Source organism: Mycoplasmopsis agassizii (assembly GCF_002272945.1).
GTDB lineage: Bacteria > Bacillota_I > Bacilli_A > Mycoplasmatales > Metamycoplasmataceae > Mycoplasmopsis_B > Mycoplasmopsis_B agassizii.
Genome location: NZ_NQMN01000002.1, coordinates 87,082 through 108,519, shown reverse-complemented (window position 1 = coordinate 108,519; position 21,438 = coordinate 87,082). Strand labels below are relative to the sequence as shown.

The following is a 21,438-nucleotide window of genomic DNA, read 5'->3' as shown; positions in this document are numbered from 1 at the left end:
AATTTAATGCGATTTTTAACTATAGCTAATTTTTTAGGCGCTTTTAAAAAGCCATAATTAGAGATTAAAAAGCACTGGTTAGTTATATAATTTTATTTAATGTTTAAATTAGTTTCCAAATATCAACCATCAGGTGATCAACCACAAGCCATTAAAGAATTAGTTGAAGGTCTTAATCAAGGTAAAAAAGATCAGGTTTTACTAGGAGTAACTGGTTCAGGGAAAACCTTTACAATTGCTAGTGTAATCGAACAAGTGCAGCGACCTGTGATCGTTTTATCTCATAATAAAACGCTAGCTAGTCAACTATTTGTAGAGTTAAAAGAGTTTTTTCCAGATAACAGAGTCGAGTATTTTATTTCCTATTTTGACTACTATCGACCTGAAGCGTATCTGCCTTCGACAGATACTTATATCGATAAAACTTCGGCAAGAAATGAAGAAATTGAAGCGATGCGTATGAGCACTTTAAATAGTTTATTAACAGAACGTAATACGATAGTTGTTGCTTCTGTTGCTTCAATTTATGGTACTCAAAATCCTGAAGAATATGAACTAGGGTTTATGAAAATTGAAGTTGGTAAAACTATTAAAAGAAGAGAATTTTTTCTTGAACTAGTTAAAAGACAATATGAAAGAAATCATGTTTCATTAAGCCCTGGTGAATTTAATGTTAAAGGCGATGTGATTGAAATTTACCCTTCATGAACAACTGAAAATATTATTAGAATCGATCTTTTTGGTGATGAAATTGAAAAGATCTCTTTAATCGATCCATTAAATAAAACAGTTGTCAAAACTTATAAAAACTATACCCTTTATCCTGCTAGTGCTTATGTCACAAACCATACAACTATGCAAAATGCGATCAAATTGATCAGAGAAGAATTTGAAAGTCGCAAAGAAGAATTTGCACAGCAAAATAAATTATTAGAACTACAAAGACTTGAGCAACGCATTAAAACTGATATTGATAATTTAGTAGAATTTAGCATGACACCTGGAATTGAAAATTATTCACGCCATCTTGATGGGCGTGCTGAAGGTGAAAAACCATTCACCTTATTAGATTATTTTCCTGAAGATACTTTAATGATTATTGATGAATCACACATGATGATTCCACAAATTCACGCCATGTATAAAGGTGATCGTTCTCGTAAAATGTCACTTGTAGAATATGGTTTTAGACTGCCTAGTGCGCTTGATAATCGCCCTTTAAAATTTGAAGAATTTGAAAAGTACGAATTTCAAAAAATTTATGTTTCAGCAACACCTGAAAAATATGAATTAGCAAGAGCAAATGATTATGCAACAAGATTAGTAATTAGACCAACAGGTCTATTAGATCCAGTGATAGAAGTGCGCAAAAGTGAAAATCAAATCGAAGATATTTATGATGAATTGCAAAAGCAAATTGCTAAAAATGAACGTAGTTTAATTTTGACAACTACCAAACGTTATAGTGAAGAATTAACTAGATATTTTCAATCTAAAAAACAAAAAGTTGCTTACATCCATAGTGAACATACTACGTTTGAACGAGATGAAATCTTGCGTAAATTACGTAAAGGAATTTACGATTTTGTAATCGGAATTAACTTACTTAGAGAAGGTATTGATTTACCAGAAGTTTCTTTAATCATCATCTTAGATGCTGATAAAGAAAGTTTTATGCGTAATACTAGAAGCTTGATTCAGATAGTTGGTCGTGCAGCACGTAATCAAAACGGGCGTGTGATCATGTATGCTGATTCAATTAGTAAAAGTATGAAAGCAACTATTGAAGATAACGAAGCAAAGAGGGCAATTCAAATTGCTTATAATCAAGAACATAACATCATTCCTAAAACAGTTATTAAACCAATTCCTGAACCTATTCAAGGACATGGCATTGAAAACGCTGTTAGTTACTATTTAAGTAGCGAGAAAAAGAAAAAAGAAAAAGTACTTGCTAAGGATGAAGTTATTAAGCAACTTGAAAAACAAATGAAAGATGCTGCTAAAGAAATGAATTATGAAAGAGCTGCTGAACTAAGAGATTTAATTTTGGAATTAAAAGCAGATGAAAGGTAATAAAGTGGATAAATTAAAAATAGTTTTAGCAGGTACTGGAGATTTTGCTTATCCATCTTTTAAAAAAGTAATTGAAAATTTTGAAGTTGTTGCCATTATTACTCAGCCTGATAAACCAGCAGGTCGGGGTTTGAATTTAAAACATAATAAAGTTAAAGAATTAGCTAGTTTTTATGATATTAAGCTATTCACTCCTGAAAAAATAGGGACTATTTATGAAGAGTTAAAAGTACTAAATTTTGATATTTTTTTAACAGCAAGTTATGGTCAATATATACCGATGAGAATTTTGGAACTACCCAAATTAGCATCTTTAAATATTCATGGATCACTTTTACCTAAGTATCGTGGTGCTGCTCCGATTCAATACAGTTTATTAAATGGGGACGAGTTTAGTGGACTAAGTTTGATTTATATGTCAAAAGAAATGGACGCTGGAAATATCTTAAAAACTGCAAAATATCAGATTCAAAAAACTGATATAGCAGATGATTTATTTAAGGAATTAGCAGTTTTAGCTTCTGAAAATATCGTGCAATGACTAGTTGATTTTAAAACTGGAAATTTTTCAGAAATTATTCAGAATCTGGATGAAGTTGTACCTTCTCCTAAACTTCAAAAAAGTGATGCTGAACTTGATTTAGAAAATTTTTCTAATCAAAAATTGATTAATAAAGTAAGAGCTTTTGCTACAAACCCAGGTGCATTTTTAATGATAAATAATAAAAGAGTCAAGGTTAATTTTGCAGTCGAAAATCTAGAAATTTTAGACATAAAAGTGAGGCGACACCCTTCACTTATCAAAGTCAAAACAAGAGATTCATTTATCTATTTAACTGATTATCAATTCGAAGGAAAAAAACGAATTAAAATCTATCCAACTAAAAATTAGAAAAATAATTAATTTAGCAAAAAGTTGGTTTTTATTCACTTTTTAAGCAAAAAAGTGACTTTTTTAATTTTTTTATATATTTTGAAGTTGTAAAATAAATTTTTGAAAAAGCGAAAATAACTCTAAAAATATTGCAAAAACTATTCAAAATTTATTTTGCTTTTCTAAAAAATAGTCTTATAATTAAAACAGAAAATATATAAGGAGGCAATATTATGATCAAAATTGCTATTAACGGATTTGGGCGCATTGGAAGAACAACATTACGTCGTTTAATCGATGCTTACCCAGGGAAACTGCAACTAGTTGCAGTTAATGATTTAACAGATAAAGCAAACATTGTCTATCTATTAAAATATGACACTGTTTATAAAACATTTAACGGATTCTTAAAAGAAACAGAAAAAGGTTTCTTAGTAGGAAGAACTGAAAAAGATGCTCAAGAAGTAATCGTAACAGCTGAAAGAGACCCACGTAACCTAAAATGAGGTGAACTAGGTGTTGACATTGTTATTGAAGCTACAGGGTTCTTTGCTAACAAAGCAGGAGCACAACTACACTTAGATGCAGGTGCTAAAAAAGTTATTATTTCAGCTCCAGGTGGAAACGATGTTAAAACTATTGTTTACAACGTAAACCATACTGACTTAACTAAAGATGACAAAATTATCTCAGCTGCTTCATGTACAACAAATTCAATTGCACCACTAGTTGCATTTATGGATAAAGAATTTGGTATTGAAGTTGGTAAATTAACAACAGTTCATGCTTACACAGGAAATCAAGCTATTGTTGATGCACCTGCTAAAAAAGACATTCGTCGTGGACGTGCAGGGGCACAAAACATTATCCCTTCATCAACAGGTGCTGCAAAAGCAATCGGATTAGTTGTTAAAAACGTATCAGGATTCCTAGATGGTGCTGCTCTACGTGTTCCAGTTGTTGCTGGATCAGTTTCAGACTTAACATTAGTATTAAAAACTAAAGGTTTAACAGCTGAAAAAATTAATGAAACAATGAAAAAATACTCAAATGAATCATTTGGATACAATGAAGACCAAATCGTTTCATCAGATATTTTAGGAAGTACATACGGAGCTATTCTAGATGCTACTTTAACAAAAGTTAATCATGGTAGAGATGGTCACGAACTTGTAACTGTTGCTGCATGATATGACAATGAAATGTCATTCGTTTCACAATTAGTTCGCCTAATTATCCACGTTGCTGAATTATCATAATCAGTTAATAAACTAAACAATTTAAGATGCTCTTTTGGGCATCTTTTTTTGTGCAAACCAAAAATAGCATTAAAGCCTTAATAATTGTAAAAATATTTATTTTTTAGCCAAAAACCACCAAATCAATTTAGAAGAATATAATTTATAAAAACAGTTTTTTCAAGAAGGTATAAATATGGCAAAAATAAATAAAAAAAGATTCTTAATTAATTCACTGCTTACAGTTGCAATTTCATCTGCACCTGTAATTTTAATAGCTTGTTCACAAGTAAGTGATCCAGTTGATTTACCACCTAAAAAAGTTCAAGATCCTGTTAAAGTTGACACTCCAAAAGAACCTGATAAAGGTAACCCATCTAAAAAAGATGCTGATCCTAAAAGTAATAAAAAAGATGATCAAACAAAAACAGGTGATACAACTAAAATTGACAAAAAAGATGATCAGACAAAAGCAAATGAGGAACCTAAAAATATTAAAAAGGATGAACCTATAGATTCAACTCCTAAAGCAGGTGTTTCTGGTTCTACTACAACTAAAACTGAAGAACCTAAAAAAGATGATGCTTCAAAACAAGAGTTAAAATCTGGTTCTACTTCAGAGCCAAAAGATGATCCAAATAAAATAAAAGATGAACCCGTTACTCAAGCACCAAAAGATCCTGAAAAGCCCCAAAAACCAGTGTTTCCAGAACAAAATAGTATAATTTTTACTATTAAAAATAAAGTGCTTCCTTCAGAAATTAATAACTCAAATTTTGATGATACCTTAACAAATTCAATTGATACTAGTGAATTCAAAATGACAAGTTTAAGCATAATAAATTTTGATGATGCTAAAGGAGAAACTGAGTTTTCTTTTAAATTACAAGATAAAAAAACCAAAGAATTTTCTGAAACTGAATACAACTTTAAAGTGACTGGTTTAAAAACTATTTTGGAAGACTTAAATTCTAGAGATGTTGTTTTTTCTCCTAAAAATTCATCACTAAAACCTAGTCAAGTTACAACAGAAAACTTTGAAGAAAAAATAAGTATTTTAGGATTAAAAAGTGGTGAAACATTTATCCTAGACAATTCATTTAATTTTGAAAAGGATGATCAAAAAGGAACCTTAAAAATTAAGTACAAATTACAAAAAGATAGCGCAACTTCAACCTCAAAAGAAGAGACAATTTCACTTAGTGCGTTAACACCCTTTAATCCAGATATTTCATTTACAGAGGAAAGTAAAAAGGCATTAGTTGAAGCCAAAAAATATGCTTCAGAAGTTACAATTGCTGACTTAAAAAACTATTTAAAATGAAGCGATACAAGTAATACTGGTAATGATAGTAAAGCAAGTGAATTAATTTTTTCAGATTTAAATCCTGATAATGCAAAACATCAACTTAGTTTCAGATATTTAGCCAAAAATAAATATGGACAAGGTACAACAGTTAAAAAAGTTGTTTATGTAAGAAACTTCAAAGATGTTGATCAGTTTTTAGTTTCTGAAAGTAGTGAAGTGAAAGTTAGTTTAACTGACTTAGCCAAAACTAAAACACAAGCTGAAATAACTAATGACCTTAGAAACTATAATAAGTATTTCAGATTTTCATTCAAATCGAAAGATATGAATTTAATTGCAAATCCTTTTGCAATTAATAAATCATCTGATGGCCAATATATGCTTGGTTATAACTTATATTTACAATCTGACAGAAATATTCGAAAAAGATTGTTTTTAAAATTTGGAGGTCTTAAAGAAGATTCTGAAAAACAAGAATCTGTTAATACTCCAAAATTAGCACCAACAATTTCAAGTATCAAAAAATTTGATAGTGATAACATGTATAACTTTTTTAAAGTTGCACAGAGCGATGAAGCACAACAAAATTTAACTGCCTCTATTGATGTAACAAGAACAGGTGAAGAAAGACAGCAATTTGAATTCTTGAAAGATCGTACAATTGCTTTACATGTCAATTTCAAAAAAGACAATGTATGAAATTCTCTAGGGGGCACAGGTTGGCTAATTGGCAAAGCTTCTAATTCAACTGATTGAACAGATCCTGACTTTTATTCATACTACGTGGCAACTAATCTACATGTTTACACTGCATTTTTAGAAAGAAAACTAGAACATCCTGAAAGTACTTATAGTTGATCAACTTTTAAACAATATGGTAATAAAGATGAGTTTATGAGAAGACTAAATAGTAAGGGTAATTGAGATGATACTCAAACTGCATTAACTGGTGCAGACTATAATTATTCTTCTGAAATTGATTTTATCTACGCTGCTCAAGGCTTACAGGCTAAAGTAAATAATCATAGTCAAAACGGTGGTGAAACACTAACAAAAATCAAAACATTTGATGAATATGAAAAAACAAAAGAAGTAGAGCAGAAGTTAGGTGTTGATTTTGCTGTAATGAAAATCAATCTTTTATCAGAAAAACAAAAAGAACTACTTGCAAAAGTTACTGACAAAACAGATTCAAGAAAATGAATCAAACAACTTAAAGAACAAGCATTAACAGAAAGTAGCGGAGATACTGAAAAAGATAGATTGTGAAATGTTAGATTCATTGAAACTCTTGCATCAAATACACCAACTAGTTTTAAAGATTTAAGTTTTGCAATCACAACATTTAATCCTGATTCAGACGGTTATGATAAAACTAGCGAAGACTTAAAATTAACTGGTTTAATTGGTACTTTTCCCGCAACCGTTGTACCTAATATAGTAAATACAAATAATGAGAAGTATCAACTTTATAGTGGTGAACATAATGAGAAAATCGGTAGTGGATTTATCCTAACTAAAATTAATAAAATAGACTTTATGGTTCAGTTCAATGGATTAAAAAACGTTGATAGAGAAGATCCACTTGAAGTTGTTGGCTCACTTGATGTTTACGAAAAAAATGGTGAAGATACTAAAGAAAAATCTACTAAACATAGTCATATATCAGTTTCAAAATCTGTAAGATTTTTAAATGTAGGTGGCGGTTCATCTGGAAGTGTTTTATTTTCAAAGGATGATAATTCAGTTTTAGGAATTTATCGTGGAGTTTCACTTCAAACAAAAGATAGAAGTAAATGACCACCTAATTCAAAAATATTTGGTCAAATTGTACAACTTAGAGTTAAAGGTTATTATGATGTAATCGGTGGTAAAACACCACTTGAAGATACACCTGCAAATCATACTTTATACGATACAATTAAAAAACTGAATCAAGACAAAGGTGGAGATCAAAAATATCGAATTCCCGATTTTAGATAAACACAAATTTATTGATATCAACTCAAAAATTGAGTTGATATTTTTAATTTTTGAATAATTAAATTTATTCAAAAAATGCAGACATGTATATGGTTTTGCTATATATTTAAACTATGGAATTAAATTTAAATCAAGAGTTAATTGTTACTTGTTCAGAATTATCTTATGAAGGTTATGGATTAGCAATTTATAATGATCGAAGAATATTTGTAGCGGGTTTATTAGTTAATGAACAAGCAAAAATTAGAATAGTTAAAAAAGTCAAAAATGTAGTTTTTGCTAAGATAATTGATCTAATAAAAAAATCATATTTAAGATCTGATTTTGAGTTTACAAGTAATGCTGATTTAATTCATCTTAAACATGATGAGCAAATTAAATTTAAATTAAAATATTTTAAAAATTTATTTACTCGTAATGTATCTAGTAATTTTGATATTGAAAATATTAATTTTGTAACTTCAAAAAATATTTTTAATTATAGAAATAAGGCTAGTGTATTTGTAAAAATTCAAGATGAAATTTTACATTATGGTTATATGGCTGAGCAAAGTAATCAATTTATTTTTCAAGAAATTGATGAGATGTTTTTGTATGCAGATTCAATTAAAAATTTTCTAAGAGAATTCAAATTTAATTTTCATAAATTTGAGAATAAAAAAATTTTTGAAAATTTAAATCAATTAATTATTAGAAAAAATCAGGAAAACAAATTACAAGTTGTTTTACTTTTTAATAAATCTTTTGATCATAATTCAAAAGAATTAAAAACGTTTTTTGAATCCATAAATAAAAATATTAATGGTGCTTTTTATGTAATTAAAAAGAGTGCAAAAAGTTTTAAATTAGAAAATCATAAAATTTTTGGAAACGAAAATTTATTAGTCGAATTTGCTAATTTAAAATTCAATATAAATGTTGCAAGTTTTATGCAAGTTAATTTTGAAATTGCAAATAAAATTTATGACCATGTAAAACAATTATCTTCTTTAGAAAAATATTCTAAAATTTTTGATTTATATTCTGGAGCAGGAACAATCGCTTTAAATCTTGCTAATAAAAATAACCTAGTAACTGGCGTTGAAATAATTGCTGGAGCAGTTGAAAATGCTAAAGTAAATGCAAAACTCAATAATATTAAAAATGCAGATTTTATTAAAACTAGTGCAAGCGCAAAATCAATTTTAGAAATTTTAAATGATCATGATTTATTAGTTGTTGATCCACCTAGAAATGGACTTGACAGTGAATTAGTTGAAACGATTGCTTCTTCAAAAATCAAAAGTATGATTTATGTAAGTTGTAACCCCAGAACCTTGATTAGAGATCTAAAAGTGTTAACTAATAAGTTTGAAATTAAGTCTGTAACACTTTTTGATATGTTTCCAAGCACTCATCACTTTGAAATTGTTGTACATCTAACAAGTTAAACTAGTTTTAGAACTAGCCTTATTAGTCATTTTTGAATAAAAAATAGGTATATCTAACTAAAGTAGAGTTATTTTCACACCCTGACATTAATAACTTAATCACAATTTGGCTAATAAGTAGTAAAAATAATATTTATTAAGAAAGTTTTTTTCATTTCTAAAAAAAATATATAAAATGTAATTGGGGAGTTTTTCCTTAGCTCCCCTAAATATCAGGATGAGTTTTCTATTATCATCCAATCCATTCTATCTATACTTATTATATTTTTATATTTTATTGAAATTCAATATTCGTCAAAAGTCTATTATATCGGTATCAAATAATCAATCTATTTATAATTAATTTCTTGATTGTATTTTTGTTATATATTTTATTTATTTTTATTCTTTATTGTTCTATGAGCTTTCTTAATGTGTTTGTTTTTAAGAAAGTACTATGTAATTCGTAATCTGTGTGTAGGATTTTGTTATTTTAACCTACACCAACCAATCTATCTATTATCTATCTATGCTTATTCAAAGAGTCTTTTGTTTAAAAATTCTCGATTTATAAATATTCTATAAAATTAGACATGTTTTATTAGATGAAATTCATTATTATGTGTATTTCTATGTTATTGTAATCTATTTTTGATTGTTCTTTTTCGGAACTTCATATAGTTTTAAAAGTTTTTTTGGTTTTCATTCATTTTATTCTCCTTTCTGGGTAATTTTGTTGTAATGGCATAACCTCCTTTCTATTTATATTAGTTAATATATTATTTTTAACTTACGGCAAGTTCAGAACAAACTTTTTGTTATTTTTTGTAGTTAGTTCTTTGAACTCATTAATATCTTGGTTTTTTTATTTCCCCAAGAATTAAAATTGTCTCTGTGAAAATAATAATTCAAACAATAATTAAAAAAAGTCCACGACATTGCATTTATTTGCAAAATAGTGGGCTTTTTTATTGATCTTTTTTAAAGTGTTGAGATAGTTGAACCAACACAGAAGACAACTCCAACCATAATCGAAGCTATGGAAACAAAGATTGGTCAAAAAGTTCTTATTCTCATATTTCAACTGACATACATGCCAGTTTGCTCATAAGTTTTGGCTTTTGCTTTTTTCACCTTTTTATAATAATCATCCATTTGTTCTTGCTTATAAATGCGAAGCTGGGGCACTGTTTTTAATAAGACAAGTAAAATTAAGAGTCCAAAGACAATTAAGATTATCCCTGCTGTTAATGCTAATCAGCGTGGTACATTAATGGATTGCAAACTAGTTTGGTAAAATGGATTATTACTTAACAAGTGAATTGCATTTTGAAATTCAATAATTAGATTTTTCATATCATTTATTGTATTTTATTTTATATAATTTAAAACTAATTAGTTACATAAATAAAAGAGGTATCATGTTAGATCTAAAACAACTTATTAATAACCCTGATTATTATTTAAAAAAATTAAAAGAGAAAAATTTTGATGTCAATATTTTAAATGAATTACTAAGTATTGTCACTCTTAGAGGGCAAAAAATGAACCGTGCTGAATCATTAAAAGCAGACCTTAATAAGTACTCTAAAATAATTGTTAATATCAAAGATAAAGATGAAAAAGCAAAGACTTTAGATAATTTAAAAAAGTTAAAAGATGAGCAAAAAAAACTGCAAGATGAAGCTGATGTTTTAAATAAGAGTGTGCATGAATTACTGGCTCAAATTCCTAACGTTACAATTAATCTAGTACCTGTTGGTAAAGATGAAACTTTTAATAAAGTTATTTTTGAAAAAAATAATTTATGAAAAGGAACTTTTAAATCAGAAATTTCACATTATGAAATTGCTGAAAAATTAGATCTAATCGATTTTAATCGTGGTGTCAAACTAAGTGGTTCAAGATTCATTTTTTACAAAAACGATGGCGCAAAATTAATCAGAGCATTGCAAAACTACATGCTAGATTTTCATGAAAGAAATGGTTTTCAAGAATTTGTAACACCTGTCATTGTCAAACCACAAATGCTTTTTGGTACAGGACAATTACCTAAATTTGAAGAAGATTTATTTAAATTAAATACTAATGATTTTTTAATCCCTACTTCTGAAGTTTCACTAACTAACTACTATAATGATGAAATTATTAATCTAGATAAACCAATTAGATTAACTTCATATGGAGATTGTTTCCGTAGTGAAATAGGTTCAGGTGGTAAAGATAATCATGGAATTATTAGAATGCATCAGTTTCGTAAAGTTGAAATGGTTAAATTTGCCAAAGAAGAAGATGCTGAAAAAGAATTTAACTTGATGGCAGAAAATGCTGAAAGCATGTTAGAAGAATTACAAATCCCTCACCAAAAGCTATTGCTAGCAAGTGGAGACACAGGTTTTTCAAGTCAAATAACTTATGATTATGAAATCTGATTACCTAGTGAAAATCGTTATCGTGAAACAAGTTCTGTTTCATGAATGGGAGAATTTCAAGCACGTCGTGCTCAAATTAGATATCGTGCTCAAGATGGTAACATTAAATTTGCTCACACAATGAACGGTAGTGGTTTAGCACTAGATCGTGTTGTTGCTAGCATTTTAGAAAACGGTTATGATGAAGTAAATCAAAGAGTTGAAGTCCCTGAAGTATTAGTTAAATATTTAGGTAAAAAATATTTAACTAAAAAAGAATTGAATTAAAAATAGAGCAAACCTAATTGCTCTATTTTTTTACGAATAAAAATGTACCAAAATTAATTAGCACATTTTTTAAAGTAAGATTAAGCCTTTGTTTCTACTACAGTGTCTTTAGCTTTTGTTAATTCACCTTGTTTAAAGGTAAGTGTTAACTTAGTTTTTTTAGCATCTGATTCATCAGAAGTTGCAATAGTTGTTAATGTAGTTTCAGGTTCTAACTCTAGAATTTTTGCGTTAATTGGTGTTTTACTGTCAAGTAAAGCAGAAAGTCCTGCAAATTTATCAGCAGCTGTAATTGCTTCAATTTTAGTTTTTAAATCAGCACGGTTAGTTACTGATGCTGCTGCTGTGTAAGTAGCAGGTAGAGTAACTGAGTCTAGGAATCCTTGTGGTGTTGTGTATAAAGTAATTGCTTTTGAATCTTTACTTACGTAACTAGATTCACCTGATTTCCCTTTAGATAGTTTTAAAACAACTGAAACTGATGTTGTACTCCCTGATGGAACTGTTGTAGTTACTTTTTCAACAACTACATCACCTACAAGGTCTGTAAGTTCTTTTCCGTATTTTGTTGATAATAAAGCATTAAGAGGTTTTAGTAAACTTCCACCATCTGCTTTAAGGCCATCTAGGGCTGTTTTCAATGCTGCTGTGTCAGTGTAAGATGTAGCTAGGTTGTACTTGGTTCTTAAACCAGTAGTAACTTTTGTTACAGCTTCTTCATTAGATTTTTTAGGATCTGTGTTATTATCTGAACAAGCGATTGCAGTTGAAACGACAGCTACAGATGCAACAGCTAGTCCTGTAAGTAAGAAGGCTTTCTTGTTAAGCTTTTTCATAAAAAACTCCTTTTTATAATTTTTATTTTGTTGTTTTACTCAACGTATTTTTGTTAAATAAAACAACAATAGTATAAACCAAAACGTTTTTCTTTTTGAAATTTTTATTTTTTATCAAAAATTTAAAAATACGTTTTTTAACTGGTTTATAAGCAAATATATTAATAACTTCAAACTTATAAAAACCAAAAGAAAAATTTCATAAGTAAATAACAAAAGGTATATTTTGCAAACAAGCTTAATTAATCACAAAATAAAGCAACTTTTATTTGCTCTATTCTAGGGCAAATAAAAATGGACTAACCTGAATTAGTCCATTTTAAAATTAACTTTTTAAGCTTTTGTAGTAACTTCAACGTCTTTAGTTGTAGTTAATGTACCTTGTTTAAAGGTTAGTGTTAATTTAGTTTTAGTTGTTGCAGAACCATCAGCGACAACAATTGTTGTTAAAGTTGTTTTAGGAACTAAGTCTAATGCTTTAGCACTAAACGGTGTATCCTTATCAAGTAAACCAGCTAGTCCTTCAAACAAATCAGCGCCAGCAAGTGCTTTGGCTTTTGTTTGGAAATCAGCACGGTTAGGAATTGTTGAAGCTGCTTTATAACCATCTTTAGGGAAGGTTAATGAATCCAAGAATTTTTGTGGAGTTACATACATTTGGATTGCTTTAGATTTAACTTCTGCTAGTGTTGAATCATCTTTTTTACCTTTTTCTAGGTGTAAAACAACATCAACACGGTTAGCTGCATTAGTTTTATCTGCTTCAGTAACACCATCACCTGTAGGTGCTTTTGGGATTTCCACGTCAAGTTTTGCAATAACTGCTTGACCAACTAGTTTCACAAAATCATCTTTGTATAGAGGATCAATGAAGGCAACTAATTTTTCTAATTTGTTAGTAGCACTATCACTACTGATTGCTTCAACAGCAGTTTTAAGTGCTGCTTGATCAGCATAAGTACCAACAAGGTTGTACTTGTTATACATTTGTTTACTGATTAACTCTAGATAGGTTTTATTAGCTTTTTGCACCTTTTCATTTTCATTAGTACATGCTACTGCTGCTGAAATTGCAGCAACTGAAACAACAGCGATTCCTAAAAATAGGAAGCTTTTCTTGTTTATTTTTTTCATAAAATTTCCTTTGTAAATTTTAATTAAAAAGTTTTTAATTAAATTTTGATTGTTTTGAAATTTATTAGAGATGATGTATTTTTTCGATATCTTCCTCTCTAAATTAAAATACGAACCCAGATAGCAGAGTTCGCATTTTAATTATTTGTGATTATTACACTTAATATTTGCAATTGCGAATCCACTGACTAAAAGAATGGAATTTAATAATTAAATTAATAAGTTTTTTAGACCTAAAATTAGATTACTAATGATTTATTCATTTCGTCTAATTGAAGAAGTTTTGCTTTAACCTCATTTTCAAGATTAACTGTTTCTGCATCTTTTTTACGCATTAATTTTCCTCAGAACAGTTTTCTTTCTAATTTGTTAATACCTGCTTCAAATTTAACTGCTTCTTTAAATGCAGCGGTTCTTGTAAATCATGTTTGGTTTTCAAGAGATGCAAGCGCTGGTTTCAATTTTGGAAATAGTGCATTTGTAATCATCGATAGCCCATAACCAATTGAAACTGTAGCTGCAAAACTAACAATTGTTAATCATTGTCCACTGAATGAGATTTTGTTTGCTGCTGGTGTAAATGCTGCTGATAATGCTCAAACTGGTAAGGTTCCGAAGAACACGACAAGCATTGCAGTAAAGACGCTTCATTTGTTGCTTCTGGTTGTGTATAGAGCAAGCACGAATGCACCAAAAATAGGAGCGTTAAATAGACCAATGATACCTGTAATATAGTTAACGAAGTCACCTTCTCCTGAAAAGACGATTAGCGATCCAAAGGCGAAGGCTCAAACCCCGAAGACGAGAATCAAGATTTTTGAGATCAATGTTTTAGTTTGATCTTTTATTCCTGGTCGTCATCTATTAACAAAGTCGACCATGATTGTTTGTACCATTGCGGATAATCCCGATGAAACAGTTGATTGCGATGCCGCAAAAATAGCAGCAAAGATGATACCTACAACACCAATAGGTAATTCACTAGCGATGAATCAAGGTAGAATAGCTGTTTGGTTACCGTGTCTTAGCGCAACACTAATTTGGTTAGCAGCACCACTATTTAATTCACCGACTCTTGTTAAGACGGCCTGCATATTAGCATCTGTTTTATATGCTTCTGCTGAGGTTAGTCCTAGAGAATCAGCTGCTGTATTGATTAATCCAGGTGTTACGTTTGAACCGTTTTCTGCATAAGCACTAGTAATTGCGTGGAATTTAGCAGCGTTATCAACGCCATTCATTGCTAAATTATATCCTTGCGCAGTATAGAATGATCAAACTGCTGAGCCGGCTCCAAAGAATAGTAAGACGGTGACTACTCCCAGACCTGCAGTAATTCATAGTGTTCTTTTAACTGTAGATACTGATCTTGTTGCTTTATATCTTTGCACAACATCTTGTGAACCCATAAAGGTATACATACTGTTAATAATGTTGTAAACAAAGATGAAGACAAATCCTGCTTGTGCAACTGATACTTCGAAACTTTTTTTAGTAAAAATTTCTTGAAGTGGTAATGCAGTACCTTGTGCGTGTGCAAGTCCTTGTCCTTTATCCATAGCAAATGCTAATACTAGAATCATTCCACCTAGTAGCACAACCCCTTGTAATGAGTCATTGTATAGAACTGATTTAAATCCACCAAAAATTGATGTTACAACAACGACTAATGTAATAATAAATAGAAGTGCGTATGGACTAATATCAATGAAAATTGATAAAGCTAGTGTTGGAATATATAAAACAACGGCAACTCTAAAGATTTGGAATAAAATAAATAGAATTGATGTTAAGGCTCTAGTTGAGTAACCAAAACGTGTTTCTAAATATGAATAAGCTGTTGTTGATTTAAATCGACGATAAAATGGAATAACTAACATTGTAACTAAAGGAGTTACACCAATTAAGGCAATGTTAGCTGCGGTTCACATTCAACCGTTTGCGATTGTGTTTCCCACCGTAGAAACGAAGAAGATCGATGACAGAATTGTTGATCACATTGATAGTCCAACGAAGATAGGGTTTACTTTACCACCACCATCGAAAAATGTCTTGCTATCTTTTGTCAATTTTCGCTTACGTTGGTATCACCATGTAACGAAAGAAATTGCCAAGACTACGACAAAGTACAATATCATCAACACTCAGTCAACTGCGTGTAATTGTTTTTGCATATTTTTTCTCTTTCTTAATTAATAAGTTAAATTTATATTTTTTAATTTCCTTTCTTAATGTAATAATTATTATACGATTACAAAAGTTTTAAAAATTAGCCCCTATTTTTGAAAAAAATTTTTGATAATTCGCCTGTTTTTCTTTCATTATTTGAAATAATTTCAATTTTTGGTAACTTTGCCATGTTTATCTAAAGATATTTAAAAAATCTGTGAAATAAAAAAGTCGCTTTTTGCAGAAAAAAACGACTGTAAAATATATTTAAATTTTGTGATTATTTTTTGTAGCGAAATGCAAGGTAATTAATTTTTTTACCAACTTGTGAAAACTTTTGCTCGTAGTCAGTCATTTCATTATCAATTGCAAATGGTGAATTATGAAAATCATCGCTTATTTCAACAATTTCACAACCAAATTCGATTATTGATTGCTTTGAATAAGCAAAAAAAACGTCATTATCAGTTTTAAGTTTGATCAAACCATCATTTTTGATCATATTTTTGTATAAACTTAAAAATTTTTTATTTGTTAAGCGAAACTTTTCATGTCTTGCTTTTGGTCAAGGATCTGAAAAAGTTAATCAAATTAAATCAGCTTTTCCTTGAATATTTATTAATGCATCTTTGACATCATCAATTATAAAGTTAATATTTGATAATTCAAGACTTTCTGCTTTTTTAACAGCATGAGCAACAACAGTTGCAAACTTTTCAATTCCATAATAATGTTTATTTGGATTCTTAAAAGCTAAAGCTGAAAGCATTCTCCCTTTACCCATGCCAATTTCTAAAACTGCATTTTCCTTTAAAACTAAAGGAAAATTTTTAACTGTATAACTACTAGCAAATGCTTTGCTAGTTTTTTCTTTATCAAATCTAAGTCGACCCATAGTTTAAAATGATAAAAGAAAAATAACCCAATCTTGAATTATTTTTAAATTTTATTTAGTTTAGTTTTTAAACTGTTTTAATCAGTTCTTTTTTTGAGTTATCTTCACCCTCAGTTTTTTCACGAAAAACGTGGTAGATTTCAATTAGCTCTTGACCTTTTGTATGTTCACCTTTTTTCTGTGCTCTGCGATATGCTTTGATATCATTTTCAACATCTTTGACTGAATGACCTTCAGCAACTACTTCTTTTGTTGATTTCAAAATTGCTTTATATTGATACATATAGCCTCCTTTCTCTATTATAAGCCACATAGGCGTAAAAAATTTAAAAGTGCAAAATTTTCCACAAATATTTCACTAAATCCTATTATTTGGCTTTAAATTTGTTTTACAACTAATTTATTATTAACAATAATTTGGCAAATCAGTCAAAAATTGTGGCAAAATGAAAAACTTTTGCTGCAAAAAATCAGACAAAAATCAAAATCGTTATTTTATGGGTAAAATTTGCACATTAATTGATTTTTTTGTATAATATCATTGCCTAGGTGGTAAACGAACACCTTAGATAATTAATTCTAAGTTACCTTCCTAGGCAGTACAACTTATTTAAAATAAACTAAATTTTTGGTTTTTTTATAGTATGTACCTTCTTTTTTGTTTTAACCCCTTGATTTATCAGGGGGCCATTTTTTTAATTTAAAATTTAGAAAAAAAATAGTTGCTTAAAAGCATTACAAAAGGCTTTTAAGCATAAAAAAATAAAAAACTTATTTATTAATGAAATTGAATAACTTTTTCAATTACTAAAATAAAATAATATAATGATTTTATGAAAAAAGTTGTTTCAAAAACCAGTGTTAAAGTCGTTAAAAATGTTTTGATAGCATTATCGTCGATTTTTGTTGCTGCAATCGCTGCAACTACTGGTGCAATCATCATTGTCACCACAGGTGCACTAAAAGGAAGTTTACCGATTGCACTAGATCCTAGTGCAAATGGTTCGCTCGTAACTTACTCGCCTAAATCACCTTTTAGTTCTAATTCAAATTGATCAGTTGCAACAACAGTGCAAAACTCAGCAGGAGCTGCTACAGATGTACCTGCAACTAACTGAATCCAATATGATTCATTTGCTTCACGCTTAACAAATGGTAGTGAGAAATGATTTTTTTCAAAAGAAGAACTTGCTGATCTTCATAAAATAATTTTAGATCGTCTAGCCTATGGACCCGAAATTTACGACTTAAAAAGAATTTCTTTTAATAATGTCGATATTTTATCATCTGGAGTTAATGGGCAATATTTTCCAGCAACTAATGAGATTTTCATCAGTGTTAATAGTTATATTATGCAGGACATGACTTTTGAACAAAAAGTCGATGCTGTTTTACCAACTATTTACCATGAATATTTCCATCACTTTGCAAATTCATATTTGCAAAGCGACAATTTAAATCAAATTACAAGAGTTAATAACACAACCTTAGTTTCTAAAGCAGTTTCTACTTCAGCATCAGGACAAAATAATGTGACAGTTTCTGCTAGTCAGTGAAATAAAAACTTTGTTGATGAATTTCAACAACTTTTAAATTACGAAAACACAGCTGATAATAACGCTTTAAAATCAGAACATTTACGTTCGTGAGTTTCAGCGGCTGGACCTAGACAATGTCTTTGTGCAGTTTATGCTGCTTCAGTTTTATACGCAATGGCTAATGAAAATTCAACTGTTGCCAATGCACAACTGCAAGCAGTTACTAATAATTTATATGTCAGTGCTCCTGAAGTTTCAACCACTAATGGTTTTCGCAATAATTCAGCGATCACTTATGGTGCTGAGCAAATTGCTTACTTTTATTCTCAAGCAGAATTAGTGCCACGGGAATTTCAAAAAATTGGTTATGTACCATTTTATTCAGTGGAAAATCCTGGAACAAATTTTTCAAACCGTTTTGCGTTTGCACAAAACGGCTTTGGCACTTCAGTTTCAGAAACCGTTAATACATCAGTTACAAATATTCGCACTTACTCAGATACTTATATTGAAGATCTAGGACGCAGTAATAAACTATTATCACAAAGTGTTAATAATGTTGATGTGCCTTACATCGCTTCAGATAATCGTGGTGCTCAATATTTACTAGCAAATAATGTAAGTAAAGGTTCATTACAAATTAATAATCGAGAAGTTGTTACTTTTGAAGATCGCACTAAAGATTTATATAACGCTTACTTAAAAGCAATGGGTTATGATAATGAAATTAATCAGATTTATTTTGTTAATCCAAATATCGCTGTTAAATCATTAGGGATTGTGCAAGCAAAAAACCCTAATGATTCAGTAAGTATTAGAGATAAATTTAATAATATTCGTATGAGTGGTTTTTTAACTAAGGAAAAAGCTGCTAAATATGATGGCTTAATCATTGAAAACGGGAATAAGAAAATTAAGGTAGCAATTACTTATTTGAATAATAAAAATATTAATTCAAATAAGAATGTGTTAACAGACAATAACGATTTTGCTTCACAAAATCTTGTTTTCAATCCAGTTGATAACTTATTAAAAGATGGTGAATTTACTTTTAAAGCAAAACAAAATGTGAGCGATTTAAGTAAGACTTTAGGACCGCTTGAAAGTAAGGTAACTAATTCAACTTCAGAATATGTTTCATGAATGAGTGATGCTTATTTTATGGATGTTTCAACTCATGTTTCAACCTCAAGAATTTATTTTTGAGATGATTTAAATAATGATGATGAAGTTCAAGACAATGAAAAATTTGTGCCACTTTTGAATAACACTTCACGCACAATTACCTCTTTTAGAGCAAGCCAACAAGGCGAATTAGGATCAAGAAATTTTTATACAATCGCAAAAGATAGTGACCAGCAAGTTCAGATGACAAGATCCTCATAAGGAGATGTTTGATGAATAAAAAAACACATAAATACCAAAAAGTTAATATTCAGGGATTTAAACATGACGGTACTTTGTACCGGCAATGAAACAACGCCATTGTCATTGCAGATGATGATGAAAAACTTGTACTTTATCTATATCGAGCTAAAGTTCAAGACATAAAAGATCGCAAGTATTCAGTGACTGAACCTTCGATTTGATTTTTTTATAAAAAGCATTTTTTTAATGCTTTATATTTACTTAGACCAACTGGAAATTTTTTATATATAAATATGTCCAGTCCATATTTTTTTGAAGATAATACAGTCAAATATATTGACTATGATTTAGATTTAAAAGACTATGCTGATAAGGAATTAGAAATCGTCGATATAACTGAATTTAAAGCAAATAAAGTTAAATATAACTATTCCAATGAACTAGTTAATATTTTGTTTAAAGAGGTTAATACTTTATTAGACTGAAAAGAACAACATAAAGATATTTTTAATCAGGAAACCTTAAATAATTATGTTTCTAATTTAGCTAATGATTGTTTATTACTTTTTAAAGAAAAAAAATTAAAATACTTTGCCAATCAATATTTAAGAACTAATAGGCTAAAAACTTTAGTGCAAAGTAAGCATGATAATATTATCAAATTATATACTTGTGGACCAACCGTTTATGATTCACCTCATATTGGAAATATGAGGCCAGTTTTAACATCACATATTTTTGCTAAAGCAAATTTATTTCATCAAAAAGCAGTTACTTTTGTTCACAATATTACAGATATTGATGACAAGATAATTCAAAGAGCTGATGAAGAAGGAGTGCACCCTTCAGAGATTTCGCAAAAGTATTCTAGAGAATATGTGCAACTTTTAAAAAAGTATGGAATTAGAACAATTACTCATTTAGTCTATGTTACAAAAAGCATTGTCATGATTAAAGGTTACTTAAATAAGTTATTAAAATCTAATAAAGTTATTCATGAAAATGATGGTGTTTTACTAGATATTAGTAAAGTTGAAAACTATGGTAAAAACGTAAATCGTGATAAAGATATCGATTATGAAGAAGCCAATTTTTACTTATGAAAACAGTCAGATATTCAGCCACTTTATAGTTTTAATAAATACACAGGAAGACCTGGATGACATACTGAATGTGCTGCCTTTATCAACAATTATTTTCATGGAGAAACAATTGATTATCATGGGGGTGGAATGGATTTAAAATTCCCTCATCATGAAAATGAAAACGCTCAACATCAAGCAATTTATGGTAAAGATATTACTAAAAATTGAATGCACACAGGACAGATTTTTTATGAAAATAAAAAGATGTCAAAATCACTTGGAAATATAATTAAGGCAGATGATTTTGAGCCAGATATTTTTAAATTAATTATTTTAGGAACAAAAATAAGTGCTCCAATTAATTTAAATAATGTCTTAATAAAACAACAAGAAAACATTATTAAGAAATATAAAAAAATTATTTTTGAAGCAATGTTATATAACTGTGATCGCATCGTTGTTGATGATACAACTAAAGAAGCAGTTAATCATTTAGTTGAATTAAATTTTCAAAAATATTTATTTTCAATTGACAAATTAATTTCTAATTACAATAAAAGTTTAAACAAAGAAACATTAAAACATATTTACACTTTAATTAATTTAATGGACTTTAATTGACATGATCATTTAAGAAAAAATAAAATTAAATTTTTAGAGTTATATCGTATTTGAAAAATTCATCATGACAATCAAGACTATATTCAAGCAGATGAATATCGAGAAATGTTACTAAGTGAAAACTTGATTTAATAGTAAAAAAATTTAATGAAAAAGCATTTTTAAAAGATGCTTTTTTTAATTCAGTTTTCGATCATATTTTTC

Annotated in this window: 14 protein-coding genes; 8 read left to right on the top strand and 6 right to left on the bottom strand. The window is 29.1% G+C overall.

The features are described 5' to 3' along the window. The first annotated feature begins 99 nt into the window (after positions 1-99). The 5 genes from uvrB (at position 100) to rlmD (ending at position 8,910) form a co-directional block, all read left to right on the top strand. Complete coding sequence (gene uvrB / locus CJF60_RS03120; protein ID WP_084231966.1) at positions 100-2,076, top strand: excinuclease ABC subunit UvrB; 1,977 nt, start codon at positions 100-102, stop codon at positions 2,074-2,076. Further along, positions 2,066-2,968: a methionyl-tRNA formyltransferase gene (locus tag CJF60_RS03115; protein WP_084231967.1), complete on the top strand. Its 903-nt coding sequence runs from the start codon at positions 2,066-2,068 to the stop codon at positions 2,966-2,968. The genes uvrB and CJF60_RS03115 overlap by 11 nt, the downstream gene beginning before the upstream one ends. A 215-nt stretch (positions 2,969-3,183) precedes the next feature. Beyond that, positions 3,184-4,209 (top strand): type I glyceraldehyde-3-phosphate dehydrogenase, encoded by a 1,026-nt coding sequence (gene gap, locus CJF60_RS03110; protein WP_084231968.1) that lies wholly within the window; start codon positions 3,184-3,186, stop codon positions 4,207-4,209. A 175-nt stretch (positions 4,210-4,384) separates the two neighbouring features. Continuing rightward, positions 4,385-7,480 carry a DUF31 family putative serine protease gene (locus CJF60_RS03105; protein ID WP_084231969.1) on the top strand — a complete coding sequence of 1,032 codons (3,096 nt, stop codon included), beginning with the start codon at positions 4,385-4,387 and terminating at the stop codon, positions 7,478-7,480. A 113-nt stretch (positions 7,481-7,593) separates the two neighbouring features. Then, on the top strand, positions 7,594-8,910 hold the full coding sequence (rlmD, locus tag CJF60_RS03100) for a 23S rRNA (uracil(1939)-C(5))-methyltransferase RlmD (RefSeq protein WP_084231970.1): 1,317 nt from the start codon (positions 7,594-7,596) through the stop codon (positions 8,908-8,910). A 960-nt stretch (positions 8,911-9,870) separates the two neighbouring features. Here the strand turns inward: rlmD and CJF60_RS03095 are convergent. Next, positions 9,871-10,245, bottom strand: a complete 375-nt coding sequence (locus CJF60_RS03095) for a TMEM128 family protein (protein WP_084231971.1) — start codon at positions 10,243-10,245, stop codon at positions 9,871-9,873. Between the two features lie 65 nt (positions 10,246-10,310). Here CJF60_RS03095 and serS point away from each other — a divergent pair, with 65 nt between their 5' ends. Continuing rightward, positions 10,311-11,588, top strand: a complete 1,278-nt coding sequence (serS, locus tag CJF60_RS03090) for a serine--tRNA ligase (RefSeq protein WP_084231972.1) — start codon at positions 10,311-10,313, stop codon at positions 11,586-11,588. 80 nt (positions 11,589-11,668) lie between these two features. On the opposite strand, the gene CJF60_RS03085 is transcribed toward serS, so the two are convergent. The 5 genes from CJF60_RS03085 to CJF60_RS03065 all read right to left on the bottom strand — a co-directional run bounded on the left by CJF60_RS03085 (position 11,669) and on the right by CJF60_RS03065 (position 16,905). Further along, the gene (locus CJF60_RS03085; protein WP_084231973.1) at positions 11,669-12,424 is read right to left on the bottom strand and encodes a hypothetical protein; all 756 of its coding nucleotides are present in this window, start codon (positions 12,422-12,424) and stop codon (positions 11,669-11,671) included. Between the two features lie 333 nt (positions 12,425-12,757). Further along, a complete protein-coding gene (locus CJF60_RS03080) occupies positions 12,758-13,558 on the bottom strand; it encodes a hypothetical protein (RefSeq protein WP_084231974.1) in 801 nt (266 codons plus the stop codon). A 239-nt stretch (positions 13,559-13,797) separates the two neighbouring features. After that, entirely contained in the window at positions 13,798-15,732 is a 1,935-nt protein-coding gene (locus tag CJF60_RS03075; protein WP_084231975.1) for a sodium:solute symporter family transporter, read from the bottom strand. 275 nt (positions 15,733-16,007) lie between these two features. After that, positions 16,008-16,622, bottom strand: a complete 615-nt coding sequence (trmB, locus tag CJF60_RS03070) for a tRNA (guanosine(46)-N7)-methyltransferase TrmB (RefSeq protein ID WP_084231976.1) — start codon at positions 16,620-16,622, stop codon at positions 16,008-16,010. Between the two features lie 67 nt (positions 16,623-16,689). Beyond that, positions 16,690-16,905: an MAG6790 family protein gene (locus CJF60_RS03065; RefSeq protein WP_084231977.1), complete on the bottom strand. Its 216-nt coding sequence runs from the start codon at positions 16,903-16,905 to the stop codon at positions 16,690-16,692. A 550-nt stretch (positions 16,906-17,455) separates the two neighbouring features. On the opposite strand from CJF60_RS03065, the gene CJF60_RS03060 reads away from it, so the two are divergent. Together CJF60_RS03060 and CJF60_RS03055 are read left to right on the top strand one after the other, a co-directional pair. After that, positions 17,456-19,546, top strand: a complete 2,091-nt coding sequence (locus CJF60_RS03060; RefSeq protein WP_084231978.1) for an MYPU_1760 family metalloprotease — start codon at positions 17,456-17,458, stop codon at positions 19,544-19,546. 11 nt (positions 19,547-19,557) lie between these two features. Continuing rightward, positions 19,558-21,366, top strand: coding sequence for a DUF402 domain-containing protein (locus CJF60_RS03055; protein WP_084231979.1), 1,809 nt, complete (start codon positions 19,558-19,560; stop codon positions 21,364-21,366). Positions 21,367-21,438 lie beyond the last annotated feature (72 nt).